Annotated in this window: 17 protein-coding genes; 9 read left to right on the top strand and 8 right to left on the bottom strand. The window is 70.5% G+C overall.

Annotated features, from left to right (window positions below):
* The first annotated feature begins 174 nt into the window (after positions 1 to 174).
* Together DT019_RS39860 and DT019_RS30315 are read left to right on the top strand one after the other, a co-directional pair.
* On the top strand, positions 175 to 315 hold the full coding sequence (locus DT019_RS39860; protein ID WP_189390067.1) for a hypothetical protein: 141 nt from the start codon (positions 175 to 177) through the stop codon (positions 313 to 315).
* 602 nt (positions 316 to 917) lie between these two features.
* Positions 918 to 1580, top strand: coding sequence for a zinc ribbon domain-containing protein (locus tag DT019_RS30315; RefSeq protein ID WP_114040157.1), 663 nt, complete (start codon positions 918 to 920; stop codon positions 1578 to 1580).
* Positions 1581 to 1620: 40 nt separating this feature from the next.
* Here DT019_RS30315 and DT019_RS30310 read toward each other — a convergent pair whose 3' ends face one another.
* The 6 genes from DT019_RS30310 to DT019_RS30285 form a co-directional block, all read right to left on the bottom strand.
* The gene (locus tag DT019_RS30310; RefSeq protein ID WP_114040156.1) at positions 1621 to 2478 is read right to left on the bottom strand and encodes an ArsR/SmtB family transcription factor; all 858 of its coding nucleotides are present in this window, start codon (positions 2476 to 2478) and stop codon (positions 1621 to 1623) included.
* A 214-nt stretch (positions 2479 to 2692) separates the two neighbouring features.
* Positions 2693 to 5200 (bottom strand): acyl-CoA reductase, encoded by a 2508-nt coding sequence (locus DT019_RS30305; RefSeq protein WP_189390065.1) that lies wholly within the window; start codon positions 5198 to 5200, stop codon positions 2693 to 2695.
* Entirely contained in the window at positions 5197 to 6354 is a 1158-nt protein-coding gene (locus DT019_RS30300) for an acyl-protein synthase (RefSeq protein ID WP_114040155.1), read from the bottom strand. The genes DT019_RS30305 and DT019_RS30300 overlap by 4 nt, the downstream gene beginning before the upstream one ends.
* Positions 6351 to 7487 (bottom strand): GNAT family N-acetyltransferase, encoded by a 1137-nt coding sequence (locus DT019_RS30295; protein ID WP_114040154.1) that lies wholly within the window; start codon positions 7485 to 7487, stop codon positions 6351 to 6353. The genes DT019_RS30300 and DT019_RS30295 overlap by 4 nt, the downstream gene beginning before the upstream one ends.
* Positions 7484 to 8794, bottom strand: a complete 1311-nt coding sequence (locus DT019_RS30290) for an MFS transporter (protein ID WP_114040153.1) — start codon at positions 8792 to 8794, stop codon at positions 7484 to 7486. Before DT019_RS30290 ends, DT019_RS30295 begins: the two co-directional genes overlap by 4 nt.
* Positions 8791 to 10062, bottom strand: coding sequence for a phenylacetate--CoA ligase family protein (locus tag DT019_RS30285; RefSeq protein ID WP_114040152.1), 1272 nt, complete (start codon positions 10060 to 10062; stop codon positions 8791 to 8793). Before DT019_RS30285 ends, DT019_RS30290 begins: the two co-directional genes overlap by 4 nt.
* A gap of 503 nt (positions 10063 to 10565) precedes the next feature.
* Between DT019_RS30285 and DT019_RS30280 the strand changes: the two genes are divergently transcribed.
* The 3 genes from DT019_RS30280 (at position 10566) to DT019_RS30270 (ending at position 12359) form a co-directional block, all read left to right on the top strand.
* Positions 10566 to 10994: an ASCH domain-containing protein gene (locus DT019_RS30280; RefSeq protein WP_114040151.1), complete on the top strand. Its 429-nt coding sequence runs from the start codon at positions 10566 to 10568 to the stop codon at positions 10992 to 10994.
* 210 nt (positions 10995 to 11204) lie between these two features.
* Positions 11205 to 11762, top strand: a complete 558-nt coding sequence (locus DT019_RS30275; RefSeq protein WP_114040150.1) for a hypothetical protein — start codon at positions 11205 to 11207, stop codon at positions 11760 to 11762.
* 162 nt (positions 11763 to 11924) lie between these two features.
* A complete protein-coding gene (locus DT019_RS30270; RefSeq protein WP_114040149.1) occupies positions 11925 to 12359 on the top strand; it encodes a hypothetical protein in 435 nt (144 codons plus the stop codon).
* Between the two features lie 183 nt (positions 12360 to 12542).
* On the opposite strand, the gene DT019_RS30265 is transcribed toward DT019_RS30270, so the two are convergent.
* On the bottom strand, positions 12543 to 12764 hold the full coding sequence (locus tag DT019_RS30265; RefSeq protein ID WP_114040148.1) for a hypothetical protein: 222 nt from the start codon (positions 12762 to 12764) through the stop codon (positions 12543 to 12545).
* Positions 12765 to 13018: 254 nt separating this feature from the next.
* Positions 13019 to 13939 carry an NADP-dependent oxidoreductase gene (locus tag DT019_RS30260; protein WP_114040147.1) on the bottom strand — a complete coding sequence of 307 codons (921 nt, stop codon included), beginning with the start codon at positions 13937 to 13939 and terminating at the stop codon, positions 13019 to 13021.
* A gap of 83 nt (positions 13940 to 14022) precedes the next feature.
* Between DT019_RS30260 and DT019_RS30255 the strand changes: the two genes are divergently transcribed.
* The 4 genes from DT019_RS30255 to DT019_RS30240 all read left to right on the top strand — a co-directional run bounded on the left by DT019_RS30255 (position 14023) and on the right by DT019_RS30240 (position 15560).
* Positions 14023 to 14592, top strand: coding sequence for a TetR/AcrR family transcriptional regulator (locus DT019_RS30255; protein WP_114040146.1), 570 nt, complete (start codon positions 14023 to 14025; stop codon positions 14590 to 14592).
* 275 nt (positions 14593 to 14867) lie between these two features.
* Positions 14868 to 15101 (top strand): hypothetical protein, encoded by a 234-nt coding sequence (locus DT019_RS30250; RefSeq protein WP_114040145.1) that lies wholly within the window; start codon positions 14868 to 14870, stop codon positions 15099 to 15101.
* Positions 15098 to 15325: a hypothetical protein gene (locus DT019_RS30245; RefSeq protein ID WP_114040144.1), complete on the top strand. Its 228-nt coding sequence runs from the start codon at positions 15098 to 15100 to the stop codon at positions 15323 to 15325. Before DT019_RS30250 ends, DT019_RS30245 begins: the two co-directional genes overlap by 4 nt.
* A gap of 1 nt (position 15326) precedes the next feature.
* Complete coding sequence (locus DT019_RS30240) at positions 15327 to 15560, top strand: hypothetical protein (protein ID WP_114040143.1); 234 nt, start codon at positions 15327 to 15329, stop codon at positions 15558 to 15560.
* The last annotated feature ends 432 nt before the right edge of the window (positions 15561 to 15992 follow it).

Genomic DNA, 15992 nt, shown 5'->3' with positions numbered 1-15992 from the left:
GATGCCCCATGAAACGGACTCAATAATTCCCGGTTTCTCACCCCGGTAATGCCGCCACACTAACCAGGATGCACCTCGCCCGTAACCCCTTGACTTCGGTTTCGGTGCCTGCCTAGATTCCGCTCAAGTCGCCGAATGGCGGCGAATCAACAGGATCCACAGGGAGGAATTTCCATGTCCGAAAACATGACGGACCTCTTCGACATCGACCTCACCGAGACCGCCCTCCAGGACGTCGAGTCCGAGAGCGGCACGGGCGCCATTTCCGGCGGGGAGTCCTGCTTCCGCACCTGCACCACCTGCGCGCTCTGCTGATCCAGACCGACTGAAGGGCCGGTTCCGGAGGGACACTTGTCCGCCGGGACCGGCCCCGGGGTCCGTGTGGCCGGTTCCAGACATTCGCGTTCTGGACCCGTCGCCCAGTGGAGCAGTGCCGAGGGCAACAGAAATTGCCCTTTCGAGCACGGGGCACCGGATCGGCCGGGCACGAACAGCGCAGCTCTGACAGCACCATTGACGCGGTGAAATCCTTCGATGACACTTCTTGGCACGGCGGCCGTGACCATGCGGATTCATGAGCAGACACATGGAATCATGAGAGAGCACTGCGCCGATTTTTCTGCCGAATAGGCTTGCGAGCGCGCGACCGACAGACCGCCCTACCCCCCTTTCGAGTTTCCCTGCGCTCTTTGGGGAATTGCCGCTGTGCTGGCGCGCACGACCGCGCCGTGCACCGCCCCCGCCGACGACCCGTTCAGCGGCGCATCAGTACATCGCGTGACAGAACTCGCCCGGCCCTGCAACGATTTGGTCGTCCGATGACGGTTCCCCGTGGGAGAGCGGGCGCGGTGAAACCAGAGCCCGCGCCCCCGCGTCTCACAGCGGGTCCGGTCACGACCACTCGGGGGGCGAGTGCCATGAGTTCCGAGATCTACTTCTCCAACAACTACCGTGACCTGTGCGAGCAGCACGGCACCGGAGCGGGCTTCCAGTTCGAGTTCCACTGCTCGCGCTGCTTCGACACCTGGCGGTCGCCGTTCGAGAACTTCACCGCGGGCCGCATGGCGGGCTGGCTGTCCCGAGGGGTCACCGCCGCCTGGAGCGTGATCGGCGGGCGGGCGGGCAACGGCGTGTCGAGCGCCGCCGACGGGCTCGCGGGCGCCAGCTGGGGCGGCGCCCGCGACGCGGCCTTCCAAAGGGCGGTCGACACGGCGCGGGGCCACTTCAACCGCTGCGGACGGTGCAGCAGTTACGTGTGCGGCCGCTGCTGGAATCCGGAGCACGGCCTGTGTCTGCACTGCGCCCCCGACACGGCGGCGGAGGCCGAGGCGGCTCGGAGGCAGGGCATCAACGACATGGCGTCAGGCCAGGCCTACGCCCAGGGGCGGGTCCAGGGGGAGGCCTACGATCCCACCACCGCACGGCAGCTGGTGTGCCCGCAGTGCCGGGCCGAGACCCGCGGCGCGGCGTTCTGTGGCGGCTGCGGCCACCGCCTCGCCCAGCCGACGCACTGCGCCTCCTGTCAAGCCGTGGTCCCGGACCACTCGGTCTTCTGCCCGTCCTGCGGCACCAAGCGCTGACCGCGGCCGCCCGGGCCCTGCCCGCCGGGAAGTCTCCCGATCACAGCCCGTTGGGTGACTCCGGCTGCGCCAAGCGGTAGCCCAGCGGTGTCGCGACATGCTGGACGGCCTGTCCTCTGCGCAGGGTTCGGATCAGACCGGCGCGGCGCAGGACGGAGGCGTGTCGACTGGCCGCGGCGTTGGACACACCGAGCAGCGCGGCCAGTTGCCGCCCTGTGACACCCCCCGACGTGACGATGCCTTCGAGTGCCTCCGCCCTACCGGTGCCGAGCAGGGACCGAAGCGCCGCCGTGTGCCCCGGTTCGGTTCGCGGGGCAGATCCCGCGGGGATCCGGACGGTCAGGTCCCCGCTCTCGGGCTCGGCCAGGGTGACCCGCCTGCTGAGGGCCACCGCCTGGATGTGCAGCGAGCCCTGACCGAGTTCGAGGTCGGCGTCGAAGACCGTCGGTAGTTCCAGGACACCGCGGCGGAACCGGATACCGTGTCCGAGTTCCTTGAGCATCACCGACGCGCCGCCGCCGACATAGATCTGGGACAGATCGGCGGCCCGGGTCGCGACCGCGGACCGGATGCCTGAGCGATGCGGCTCAATCGCCGTGCCGCGCAGCTGGTCGATGGCGTTCGCCAGGACGCCGCGGGCCCGCTCGTCGCCCTCGGCCAGGGCTTTGGTGAAGGGCGTGGGGCTGCGGCGGGCGAACAGGTCGGCAAGGTACAGGCTGCTGACGCCCTCGGCGAGGTCCGGCTGGAGGCTGCGCGAGTAGAGCTGCGCCAGCGGCCCCTGAGGGAGCCTGCCGCGGGCGTGGGCCCCACCGGCTGCCGTCAGTTCGGCACCGAAGTCCGGGAGGGAGCAGACCCGGACGCGGCCCAGTCCCTCGGATCCCAGGTGAATCCGTATCAAGGTTGGCCCCCTGTGCGCTTGACGTCCCCATCAGGGCTTTTGCGCGTGCATGTCGAAAGCTACCGCTGAATGCGCGCAACCGAAAAGATGCGTACGCACCACGGCGGGGCCCGGACGGGGGTCGGGCCACGCCACGGTGCACTGGCGACCGCCGCCCGCCGCCCCCCACGTGCGGGCAACGGCGCCCAGGGCTGTCAGCCCTGGGCACGCGTGCCTACCGCCTGCGGTCCACCACCGCCCGCAGCTTCCCGCTCGTCGCCGTACGGTCCAGATCGGCCCCGTCCCGCACCTCCACCGCGAAGTCCAGCAGCCCTTCGTCCACGGCCGAGCGGACCTCCGGGTACTCGGCGAGGAACGCGGCGCGCGCCACCTCCGGGTCGGGGGCCAGGGAGCGCTCCATGCGGAGGGTCAGGCATTCCCTGGCGGACCCCGCCGTCAGGACGGCCTGGAGCTCGCCGCTGTAACGCAGGCGCTCCTCTGCGATGCCCACGAGCCGCCGGTAGTTGAGGAAGTACGTCGCCACACGCATCACTTCGCCGAGACGGCCGAGCAGTTCGAAGCGTGGGGAGCGGTTGCCGCAGGGGCAGTCGCCGGTCAGGAGGCGACCGAGGTCGCCGATGACGTAGCGGTCGAGGTGCTGTCCTCGGCGGGCCCGGGTGGTGAAGACGAGCCGGCCGGTCTCCCCCGGCGCCACCGGGCGGTCGGCGTCGACGGCGACGATCTCCAGGGTGTGCAGGTCGGCGTGGAGGTGGTGGACGCTGCCGCCGCTCTCGACGCACTGGTAGCCGAGCGGGCCCAGGTCGGTGCTGCCGTAGGTGATGGAGTGGACGACCTCGATGCCGAAGGTCTCGGTGAGGGTGCGGCGCTGCTCCTCGGTGAAGTGCTCGCCCCCGTAGAAGATCTTGCGTATGCCGCCGTAGGAGCGCAGCAGGTCCGCTTCTTCGTGCAGGAGCTGCCACAGGTAGGAGGGCATGCCGAAGAGGGTGTCGACCTCGTACGCGACGATCATCTCGGCGGTGGCGCGGTGGTCGGCTCCGGCGGCCATCGGCATCTGCACGCCGCCGAGGCGTTCGAGGATGGAGAAGAAGCTGATGAACCCGCCGTACATGCCGCCGCAGTAGAAGAGGTTGGCGGTGCGGTCCAGGGCTGGGTCGTAGCCCGCCGCGAGCAGGCCGCGGGCGGCGGCGTGCATCTGCGCGTCGTAGTCGTCATAGCTGAACAGGGACAGGGCGGGCGTGCCGGTGCTGCCTCCGCTGCGGAAGTACAGCTCGGCATCGCGCCGTTCGACATCCCGGTTGAGTTCCTGGACGGCGGCCTTGTCGAGCAGCGGCCCGGTCGGTGCGGGGAAGGCGGGCTGCCGCAGGAGGTCGTCAAGGCACGCGGTGGTGGAGAAGCGGGCGTCGGCCTGGACGGCGACGCGGCGGCTGTAGCGCTGCAGGGCGTACACACCGTCGTGCGGCTCGCCCACATAGCCGGAGGTCATGGCGCCGACCGGGGTGACCCGGGTGGCGCCGGCGGCCAGGACGGCAGTCGAGAGTTCGGCGATGTCGGCGCGGCTGCCCGCGATCCCCGCGGTCTGCAGATACCGGCGCATGGGCCGCAGCGTGGCGATGACGTTCTTGCGCGGCAGCGGCTTGACCCAGACGCTGCGGTGCAGCGGGGACGCGGTGAGTGCGGGGCGCGTGTCGGCCATGACGCGCCAGCTGCCGTCGGGGGCGGCCAGGACGCGGGTCAGACCGAGGTGTTCCTCCAGGCGGGCGAGGTGCTCGGTGGTGGTGAGCTCGGCGTACTCGGCCGGGTCCAACTCGCTCTCCACGGGCGCCGGTTGAGCGGCCAGCGCGAGGGTGAGGCGGTCGGCGACGGCGTACAGATCGTCCGGTTCCTCGGTGTCGAGGTAGACGACCTGGGGGCTTGAGCACGCCTGCTGCTCGAAGACGCAGATGTCCTCGGCCAGCGCGTTCAGGGTCGCCTCGTCGGCCCACGCGTCCCGGGTCAGGTACGCGAAGGAGATCTTGTGTCCCCACTCCACCAGACGGCAGCCGGCCGGGACATGGGCGGCCACCCCCTCCACAGCCGCCTCGCCTCCCCACACGGCAACGGCATCGGCCGGGGCACACATCAGGCGCAGCCAGTTGGCGCGCGAGGAGGAGAAGCGCAGCACGATGACCCGCTCGGCCAGGGCGCCGCTCGGGTCGAACGCGGCGAGCTCGGCCAGCAGGTGCTGCGCGAGGAGAGTGTCGGCGCTGCTGGTCTTGAGGATGTTGACGTTGCCCGCGAGCAGTCCCTCGATCAGGCTGAGCGGGGCGACGGTGGCCGCGTTGCCAGGGGCGATGTGGGCGACCAGGCCGACCGGCGCCCACGCCTCGTACACCGTCTCCTTGGCGTCGGGGCGGCTGAGCCGCTGCGGGGCGGTGCCGCCCAGCTCGCGGCGGAGCTTGCGGGTGAGCGCGTCGCGGCCCAGGAAGGCGGCGAGCTCGGCGAGCAGTTCCTCGGCGTCGCCGGGCAGGTGCGGAGCCAGCCGTTCCCGTACGGGGTGGCCGGGGTCGCGCAGGGCGTTCGCGAGTGCGTCGCAGGCGGCCAGGACGGTCTCGGTGTCCAGCGGGGTGGCGAGCGCGGCCTCGACGGTGGCGGGCAGGGTGGCGAGGCGCCGTGCGGCCTCGTCGTCGCCGATGAAGGCGCCCTGCCAGTAGTGGTGGTTCGTCCGGTTCTCGGCCTCGGTCATGACATTCCCTTCATCAGTTCGGCGGCGGCCACGGCACAGCTCTTGTTGCGGCTCACCCCGGCACGCCCGTGGATGGTGAACCAGTCGGTGTCCAGTTCGCAGCCGCACTCCTCGCCCGGGTGCAGCGAGGCGAGGTCGCCCATGACGACGCTCTGCGCCGGCACGGAGGTGATGTACGGGGACACCAGGTGCAGGTAGCCCCGCTCTCCGTACCCGAGGGGCTCCAGGGTGCGGGTGGAGCGGATGAACACCCGCGACCAGACGGGCGCGTGGAGGTTGTGGTGCGAGCACTCGATGTACGGGACGCAGTGCTCCACCGAGCCGAAGGTGTCGCGGATCCGCTCGGAGGGGATGCCGAGCTGTTCGGTGACACGGGCGTACAGCTCGTGCTTGCCGATCTGCTGGTCGGTGTGGCCCTTCCAGCCGCCGCCGAGGATGATCAGGGAGTTCTCGGGGAGTTGGAGCGGCGGCAGACCCATCGCGCGCATCCGCTCCAGGGTGAACCAGAGGAAGGCGGGGAAGCCGAGGATGCGTACGGGAGCGTCGTCCTCGGCGAAGCGGCGCAGCGCGGCGACACAGCCGAAGGGGTCGAACTCGTGCCCGTTGCCGGTGGCGCGCAGGGCGTACTCGACCTGGCGGGCCGGAGCGAAGTCGCACAGGTAGTTGTCGGTGAACGCGGTGCCCAGCTTGAGGTCGCGGGCGGGCTCGTAGCTGTAGAGCAGATAGTTGACCGGCTGGTCGGGGGTGATCCAGCCGTTGCGCTCGAAGATGCGGGCGACCATGCGCTGGGCGGACCGGATGGTCCACTCGTCGAAGAACATCTGCGACTTCTGGCCGGTGGTGCCCGAGGAGGTCAGATGCAGATGGACGTCGTCCTGGGGGATGGAGAGGACCTCGTGGCGCTTAAAGAAGTTCGCGTGCACCAGCGGCGCACCGTACGGCGTGTCCTGTCGCTCACCGTCGTACAGGCTCCGGAAGAACGGGGAGCGCTCGCGGTGCCAGGCGTTGCTCTGCGCCATGGCGGCGGCGAACAGGTCGTCCTCGGCCGGTCCGCAGGCGTAGGGCTCGGTCAGGTCGCAGAGCTGCTGGACCTGGGCCAGCGCCGTGGCGTCCGGGACGTCGACGGGGGCGAGATGGGGGTTCGAGGGGGTCATGAGGCAACCTCACGGGAGGGCAGATAGGTCGACGCCCAGGCCGACACATAGGAATCGAGGAAGGGTTGCAGCGGTGGGTCGACGACGACACCGCGGAAGTCGATGTGCTCGGTGGTCCGGGACATCACGACGTAGTCGTGGAAGCCGTCGCCGTCCCGGCGCATCGCGGGATACAGCGCCCCGGCGATGAAGCCCTGGGCGCCGAACGCCGAGAGCGCGGCGTGGTGTTCCAGCGGCACCAGCGCCTCGACGTATCCGGCACCGGCCCGGGTCAGGGTCCGGGTGACCGACTCCAGCCAGCCCGCGGCGAACGCCGGGTCGGGGTGGGCGGTGACCAGCGCGCAGTACCCGCCGGTGCGGTTGAGGTACGCGTACACCTCGAAATCGCCGTCGTCCGGGGTGAGCAGGATGTTGGGCGTGTGCAACGGGTAGAACCAGCGGCCCGGTTCGGGAAAGCGCTCGTGGAAGCGGCGGCGGACGAACGCCGGAGCCTCGACGATCTCCAGCGGAGCCGGTACTGCCCCGGCGGGCGCGGGCCGCGGCGCGGTCGGCCGGGTGTCGGCGTAGCTGATCCCGAGGCTGTCCTCGACGGTGCGCAGCAGGGGTGCGAGCGAGGCGGGCACCTCGGCGACGGGCACGCGGCGGTCGAACACGCCCGGGGAGTGACGCGCGTAGAGCGCGAGGCTTTCGCGGCTGCTGAGATCCACGGCGTTGGGCAGGATGCCCAACGGGCGGAAGCCGTTGCGGGCCACGACGCGCTGCGGTCCGGCGCTGACCGTGCGGACCGTGGCGTACACCGAGTCGAGCTTCCCCGCGCCCAGCGTGCGGGCGCACAGGGCCTCGGTGAGCTGTCCGGCGAGGCCCGAGCCGCGCTGGTCGGGGTGGACGGCGAGCCCTTCGAGACGGCCGATGCGGCTGCCCGCCTCGCCGTGGACCGCGGCCGACCCGGCGAGCGCGCCGGTGCGGGCGCAGCGGGCCACGAGCCAGAGGGTGTGCGGGTCCTGGATGAGCCGGGACATCTCGGCGGGATCCGTGCCGAGGGCGGTGGGGTAGTGCGGCCCGTACACGGCGTAGTAGAGCTGGCGCAGGTCGGCGATGTCGGCAGGGGTGGCCCGCTCGATGGTGGCGGTCATCGCGTGCCTCCGGTGGCGGCCGGTTCCGGCGTGCTGCTGCCGCCAGTTGACGAGTCGTCAGAATCGGTGGCCGTCGTCGGGCGGTCGCCCAGCAGGCCCAGGAAGACGGCCGCGGGCAGCAGCCCGGCCGCCTGGATCAGGCACAGCGTCTGGGCGGACAGGTGGTCGCCGAGGAGGCCGAAGAGCAGCGAGGCGAGCGGGAAGGTCGCGCCGAGAACGGCCTGCATGACAGCGAAGAACGCGGGCTTGTCGGCAGCGGGTACGAGCCGCTGGAACAGGGCCACGAAGCGGACGCCGATCACCCCCACACACCAGCCGGTCACCAGCAGCGAGCCGGCGATGACCGGCCGCGCGGCGACCAGGCCGGGCACGGCGAGGACGAAGGCCATCATGGCGAGGCAGAGGGAGCCGACCACGGTGGGCCGCCCCGGTACGCGCGCGCCGGTGAACGAGCCGATGAGCGTGCCCGCGCCGAGCGATCCCTCCAGGAGCGCCACCGTGCTGCCGTCGCCGTGCAGCACCGAGGCCGTGTACAGCGGCATCACGACGAAGACGGCGGTGGTGAAGAGGTTGGCCGCGGCGAAGCAGAGCAGGATCGCGCGCACCTGGGGCAGCGCGCCCAGGATCTGACGCAGCGTCCGCCGCGCTGCCACTCCCCCGGCCCCCTCGGCTGCGGCGTCGGCGGTGGAATCGGCCGTACGGAAGCGTGCGGTCGTGATGAGCAGTGCGGCGGCCGCATAAGCGGCGGCGCAGCCGACGGCGAGTCCGGCCACCCCGGCCTTGTCCACGATGAGGGCGCCGAGCAGGGCGCCGCCCAGGCTCGCCAGGGACTGGGTGGACAGTTCGAAGCCGGTCGCGGCCTCGATGTCCTCGTCGTCCACGAGCTCGGGCACGGAGGTGGTCAGGCAGGGGTCGAAGAACGCCTGGCAGGTGGCGAGGGCGAGGGTCGCCGCATACGCCGCCGCGATGGGCAGGTCGCTCGCGCAGGCCCAGATCGCCAGAGCTGTCGCGACGGCTCCCGCGCCCCCCGCGGCGGCGCGCAGCAGCGAACGGTGGGCCCAGCGGGCGATGGTGCGGGCGACCAGGGGCGCCAGCGCGACGGCGGGCAGGGTGCTGACCGCCATGAACAGCCCTGAGGCGAGGCCGCCCGCGCTGGACGCGGCGTAGGCGATGAGCCACCAGGAGATGCCCACCTGGAACATGCGCACCGCGGCCTGGGTGCACACCTGGCCCAGCCATACGGCGCCGAAGGCGCGGTTGCGCAGGACGAGCGGGAGGCGGCGGCCGGTGATCGTCGGGGTGGTCATGCGGTCGGCCTCTCGTCGATCACGCGGACGAGCTTGCCGGAGCGGGGGTTGACCACCAGGTCGCGGTGGCGCGCCCATTCGACGCGGAGCGGGTGGACGAACCCGGCGGCGACGCTGTCCGGGTAGAGCGGGCGGGCGTCGTTCAGCTCGGTGACCACGGCCTTGGCGAGCACTTCAAGGCCGGCCGGGTCGTCGTCGCCGGGGGCGGTGGCCAGGCGCAGCACGAGTCCGTCGCGGCCCTCCCAGCGGCGTACGACGAGTTGCATGCCCATGACGCGGCCTTCGGTGTCGGCCTCGGCGACGGCTGCCTGGGCGTCCTGCGCGTACAGCGAGACGGGGCCCACGCGCACGCCTTCCTCGGCGCGGCCGAGGATGCGGAAGACTCCGCCTTCGACGTCGGTCCACTCCGCGCGGTCCCCGGCGGGGTAGCGGATGACCGGCATGAGGCGCCGGAAGAGCTGGGTGACGACGACGCGTCCGGCCCGGCCGGTATCACGGATCGGCTCGCCGGTCGTCTCGTCGAGGATCTCGACGACGGTGTGCGGGGTGAACGCGCGGTGGGTGCGCGGATCCGGGCCCGGCACCGGCCGGCCGAGGAGGCCGCCGTCCACGCTGGCGTAGCCGAGCGAGCGGGGTTCGGCGTTGGGGAAGGCGGCCGCGAGCAGTCGGCGCTGGTCGTCGAAGAGAGCCTCGCCGCCGAAGAACAGCAGCTCCACGGCGGGCAGTTGACGGCCCAGGGACACCAGGTGCTCGGCGAGCCGGCACAGCGTGGTGGGGGTGCCCGCCACGACCTGCGCGGCGAAGTCCTCAAGGGTGGGAACCGTCGACTCGAGCGGAGCGCCGCCGCCGATGGGCAGCCGTACGTTGGCGACGGGAGCGTGCGCGAGCGAGTCCAGGATGAACAGGAAGCTGGCGTAGAGCTCACCGGCGTAGAAGAGGTCGGCCACTCGGTGCCCGGGGCGCAGACCCGCGTCGACGAGCCCGGCACCGAAGGCGGTGACGAACTCCTGCCACTCCTCGCGGGTGTAGCAGGAGAACTTCGGCGCGCCCGTGGTGCCACCGGTCTTGAACACGACGGCCTCGCCGAGCGGAGCGGTCAGGACACGGTTGTCGCGCAGGGTGTTGGCAGCCCAGAACGCGGCCTGGTCCACCACCGGAAGGTCGGTGAGGCGGTCGACCTCGGGCGGCAGGTCCGCGTAGAGATCCGCGTAGAAAGGAGAGTGGTCGCGGGCGAAGCGTATGAGGTCCGAAACCTGATGGACGGGCATGCGGCGTTTTCCTAAAGAGAGGTGGAGACAGAAGAAGGCGCGGGGATGGTGAGCCAGCAGACCGGGTCGCCCCCAGACCCACCTGCTTCACCGTTCAACATTCCTTGGGGCACGCGCTGTTGACGCACCCCGGGCAGCATCGACCCCCCGCCCCCCGCTGGTCCACATCATGGAACACAGTTGACACAGCGCCAAATCGAGTGCCGCCTTCGAGACCCCTGCTGGCCAAAAACAATGCCCTTGGATACGTGGGTCTCAGTGCATGAACAGTGAACTTTCGAAGGTCAACCCGCCATCCCGTCCGGAGTCGCCCAGCACCGGCCCGGACGCCGTCGGGCCCGGCCCAGCGGGGCGAGTTGAGTCGGCGACCCCATGTGATGTCTTGCTCGTACTTGCCCGCTGTGGTCTTGCTCGTACTTGCCCGCCGCGCGCTTGCGTCACTGGCAGCGCGCGGCGGGCGCGACGGCCTTGATCAACGCGGCCGGGCTTCGTACGCTCACCCGATGGGACATGACGATCTTCCGACGCTTGAACTCGCCTTCCCGGGTCCGGAACGTGACCGCGGTCTGGCCGCGATTCGCAGCGGTGAGAAGACCGCGCTCACGGGCCTTCTGGAGATCTACGAGCACGCTGGAGAACCAGTACCGCAGGTCGGTCAGAGGTACTCGGTGCTCGATTCAGCGGGTCGGCGAGATGTGACGATCGAACTCGTCGACGTGCGGGTCGTCCCCATGAAGGACGTCGACGACGACTTCGCGCGGGCAGAGGGGCGCGGTTATTCCGATGCGGCCGAGTGGAAATCGGCCCACGAGGAGTTCTTCCAGAGCCAGGGAGTAAACGCATATCTGGGCCGCACGCCCGCCATTGACGGTGACACGCTCGTTGTTGCCCAACGTTTCCGGGTGGTTGAGACCGACTCCTCCGATCAGTGACCTCCCACGCAGCTCTTGTGCCACCGACCGTCCGGCCCGCCGCGCGACGGCGCGGCCGTCCAGCAGGGCAATCGGCTCCAATAGCGGCACCGGCCATCGCTCCGACCAGGCTGGCCCCGCCCGGCTGAGCGCTGATGGATGAGATGTTGATGGTCCCGGACCCAGCGGGCAGGATGAGCGTCCGAGACCGTGCGCGGACCAGGGGGAACGATGGGCATGGCACTCCGCTCGAGCAGCCTCCTGACAGGCGAGGAGGTGCGACTCGTCAAGAAGGCGAACGCCGTGGTGCGTGTTGCCGAGGCCGGACTTACGCGCTTCTCCCACGATCAGGCGATGTGGATGATCGGAATGCACGGGTCGGAGGCGATCGGCGGCCAGCTGCACGTGACCAACTACCGGCTCGTCTTCTGCTCACATTTCTTCAATCGCGCCACCGGGCGGTTCAGCATCTTCCTGCCCGCCATCTCCGCGGTGCGCGACACCTCTTGGGGTATCAGGAGGCAGATCGAGGTCTCCACAGGAACACACCGGTTCACGTTCATCGTGTGGGGAATCCCCGCGCTGATGGCCGCGATCGAGGACCTCCGCCGGCACTGGACCTCTGAGGAGGTGGCCTGGCTCGCCGAAACCGCGACGGCGGAACGCGCCAAGCTGGGCGAAGGATTGGTCCCGCGCCGGAGTCAAGCCTTCAGCCCGAACACGAGCCCTCTTGCCTTCGTGGGAGCAGCGGGGCTGATGGAGCTCCTAGAACTCTCCCGGCCCGCTTGAGACCCGGGCAAGGCCAGCACCACTGGCTCCTGCAAGAGGGCAGAGGGCACCCGTCGCCACGGGAGTGCGCACGCGTCATCCGCGGACGATGACGTTTGTCATGCGGAGTCGGTGCCCGCAGGCACTGCTGACGAGCAGGGGCGCGGACGTAATTTTTGGGGCATGGAGATCACGAAGAACACCGAGTCCCCCGCCCGTCGCACCGAGTGGAGCCTGTCCCTGCTTGGCGGCCTCAAGCACCGCGGCGCCTTCCAGGCACGGGAGCGCACCGTGCACGTCGCCGCCGTCGGCGGGGCCAAGCTCGACCACACCGAAGCGACCCTCCCGGCCGGTTCGACCCGCCTGGTGAAGGCGGCTCTGGTCGGCGGCGCGGAGCTCACCTACCCCGAGGGAGCCTCCGCCGAGGTCGACGCCTTCTCCGTGTTCGGCGGGGTCGACCTGACGGTTCCGGCCGGTACGGCGGTCGAGGTCAGCGGGTTCTCCCTGCTCGGCGGTCGCAGCCGCGGCCTGGAGGGCGAGCCCGGTGGCGCGGTGGTCTCGGTGCGCGCGTACTCGCTCGTCGGCGGCGTCAAGGTACGCCAGGACTCCTTGCGCTGACGGTCACCGGCACGAAGAACGGCGCCCCCTCTCCTCTTCCTGAGGCGAGCAGCACTCAAAGTCCGATACGGCGGTGTGTACGAAGCTGGCGGTGTGTACGAAACTCCCGCCGCGTGTCGCGTTCTTCGGGAAGTTGCCCCGAGGGGCCGCTCGGCCGGACGGTGCCGGCGCGCCGGGATCGAGTCAGCTCCGGTTGCGCGGATGGTTGCGCGCCGCGCGCTCGTTGCCTCGCTTGTAGTTCCCCGTCCAACGCGCCATCACCAACTGAGGATCACCGGCCTCGCACTCGGCGAGAAACTGCTCGGCCCGACTGCCGCGCAGCGTACTGGCGGCCCGGTTGTGATGAAGGATCAGGACGGTTCCGTCGGGGCGCACGTCATAGCTGAAACCATGAGGAGAAGGCATGGACGGACCATGCCGCCCCTGCACTTCCCCAGCAACAGGTTTTTCGCCCGCGCTGCTGCCTCCTTTGAGGGGCAAGCCCGGTGCCCCGCTGATGTCGGGTGCTCACTGCGCGAGCCCCGGCCCTCGCACGCTCTCAATGATCACGGCATAGCCGGAGACCATCGCCAACCGCACACGACCTCGTCAAGCTGCGGGCTGCACGGCCTATACCGCTTGGCCGTTGGCCCTGACCGCTGATTCCACCTTGCGCCGATTCACAGGGCGATCACGATCTTGCCGTGCACATGCCTCTCGGCCTGTGTCGTCACGGCTTCGCGAATCCGCTCGATGGGGAAGGTGGCCGCGATCGGCACCGTGATCTCGCCCGCATGGATGGCGTCGGTGATCCGTTCCAGAGTGCCGGGGGCCGCGTCGAGCGCGCCCGCCACGTGCACGCCGGGAGGCGGGGCAGGGCCGTCGGCCACGACGGAGATCCGCTCCGGTGCCACGCCGAGTTCGAGCGCGGTCTCCGCCGTCTCCCGTCCGAACAGGTCGGTCGCGGCGGTGATCCCCTCAGGTGCCAGGGCCCGCACCCGGTCCGCCAGGCCGGGGCCATATGCCACGGGTTCGGCGCCGAGCCCGCGCAGGAATCCGAATGTGCCCTCGGAGGCGGTGCCGAGCACCCGGGCGCCCGCAAGCCTCGCCAGCTGCACGGCGAAGATGCCCACGCCGCCCGCCGCCCCGCCGATCAGTGCAGTGTCCCCGGCACTGAGCCCGATCGCGGCGAGCGCGGCGGCGGCCGTCAGACCGGACACCGGAAGCGTGGCGGCCACTTCGTCGCCGACACCGTCCGGGGTGGGCCACAGGTGTGCCCCGGGCGACTTGACCAGCACGAAACCGGCGACGGACCGGCCGATCGCAGCCCCGAACACCCGATCCCCGGTGGCGAATCCCTCGACTTCGGCACCCACCTCGTCCACCACTCCGGCGAAGTCGCTGCCGAACCCGGCCGGCAAGGTGATGCCGAAGCGCGCCGCCATGTCGGGCTGCGAGGTGATCTGCCAATCCATCGGATTCAGCCCGGCGGCAGTGACCCGCACGCGAACCTCGTCCGGTGCGGCGTGCGGCTCGGGTATCTCCTGCACTTCGAGTACTTCGGGACCGCCAAAACGCGTGTAACGGACAGCTCTGCTCATCGGTGACCTCTCCCGGACAGTGATGGGACTTGGTCTCATCGACCGTACACGAGTGATGGGACCAAGTCCCGTAGACTGCCTCCATGGCTCGTTGGCAACCCGATGCACCAGGACGACTCGCCGCCGCGGCCCTCGACCTCTTCGAGGAGCAGGGCTACGAGAACACGACCGTGATCGAGATCGCGGAGCGCGCGGGACTCACGAAGAGCACGTTCTTCCGGTACTTCCCGGACAAGCGCGAAGTGCTCTTCGGCGGGGGCACGGTGAATGACCTGCTCGTCGAAGGGCTCACTTCGGCGCCGCCGACGGCCGGGCCGCTCGACGCGGTGGCACACGCCCTCGACGCGCTCGGCCGGACGTTCTTCACCCTCGACCGCCGCGAGTTCAGCGCCCGACGCCAGTCCGTACTGAACGCCCATACGGAACTGCGTGAGCGCGAAGCCCTCAAAAGGATCGACCTCACCGCCTCGATGGTCGAGGCCCTCAACCGCCGCGGGGTCCCCCACCTGCCCGCACGCGTGACCGCTCAACTGGGCGCGCTCGTCTGGGAGCTCGCCTACGATCGGTGGATCGAGCCCAACAACAGCGAGGACTTCGGCCCGCTGGCACGCCAAGCCCTCGCCGAGGTACGCGCGGCCGGAGCCCTGCGCTAAGGCTCGCCCCCGAGGACCGCCCCCTGGGGGCAGCCTCTGTCGGCGAACTGAGGGCCTGAAACCCGTGCGCCGCATGCGCAAGGAAACTCCGGCCGCGGGCTCACCCATCGCTTCGGACCCGTCACAGCCGGTCGGCCAGTGCGGAGCACTCCATTTTCTGACCCCACTCGGGACCGATCCCGCCCCTCGGCCGAGCCGACGGTAGGCGATCGCCCCGAGATGGTGGGCGTGTCTGAGCGTGCGCACTGATTCGAACACGTGGTCTAATTTCAGTCATGGCGCGAACCTTTCCCCATGACCTTGTCCAGCTGCAGCGCGACTGGAATCGCACGTACGAGGCGCTGGCCTGCGCGCCGTTCCGTACGGTGCTGCGTCGGCGGCTGCGGGTGCTGTCCTGCCGGATCGCCGGCCACCCGTACTGGAGCAGGGCAGGCCGCTCTTCGGCCGCGCGTACGGAGTTGCGTCGGCAGGCGCGCGCCGCCCAAGAGCGGGAGACGAGAGCGGCATGAGGGGGCTTGACGGGCTGACCCCACGCCAGGAGGAGATCGTGCGGTGCGCCCGCCGGTGGGTGGCCGAGTACGGCGAGGCCCCGTCCGTGCGGGAGCTCGGCGAGGCGGTCGGCCTCTCCAGCAGCGGCTCGATCGCCTACCAGCTGCGCCGGATGCGGGAGGCCGGGGTGGTGGTCGAGACGCGCGGCCGCCGCAGCGACCGCTGCCCGCACTGTGGGCGCTGACATGAAGGGGGAGAGACCGGCGGCGTACCGGGTGACCCTGCGTTTCGTGCCGGACGGCCCGGTCGTCACGGGCGACTGGGCCGACCTGGCCACGGCCGAACGTGTCTGGCGCGCTCACATCGGGAGCTACGGCAGCCACCCCACGGCGAGCATCACCTTGACCCACCAGCTCCTCGACGGCAGCTGGCGGACCGTGGCGGTCTGGACACGAGACAGCGGCGAACAGCGGAGGTAGCGAGGGCGCTCCGGCAGAGCCGACATCGCGAACATCCGCCGGGGCTCTCCCGGTGGCGCCCGCACCCGAGCGTCCAAACTCGACATCCAGGTGGGCCGCCGGGCGTGACACGGAGACCGTCGCCCAGACCCCTTTGTGCCCCACTCCGCCGATTCAGCTGTTGGGCCCGGTCACTGCGCGGGCGCGATCCCGGAGAAGGGGTTCGGAAAGTCCTTCAGGGACGGCTGACCGGAGTAAGTGGAGCCGTGGCGTGGCCTGTTCGCGCGGGTGCCGGCATCCTGCGGGGCCGCGTTCGGCGATGCTGCCGCGTCCCTCCCGACAGGGGGCGCTGTGAACGGGTCTTCGGCCGTCGGCCGGGGTGATGGCGCGGCGGGGCTCGGGGCTACGCCGCTCGCCTCGGGTCCGGCGCCGGGTTCACGACGGCTTCGGCCC

This window comes from Streptomyces sp. SDr-06 (genome assembly GCF_003324565.1).
Taxonomy (GTDB): domain Bacteria; phylum Actinomycetota; class Actinomycetes; order Streptomycetales; family Streptomycetaceae; genus Streptomyces.
The sequence above is the reverse complement of the archived record's forward strand: the minus strand, read 5'-3'. Positions and strand labels throughout refer to the sequence as shown.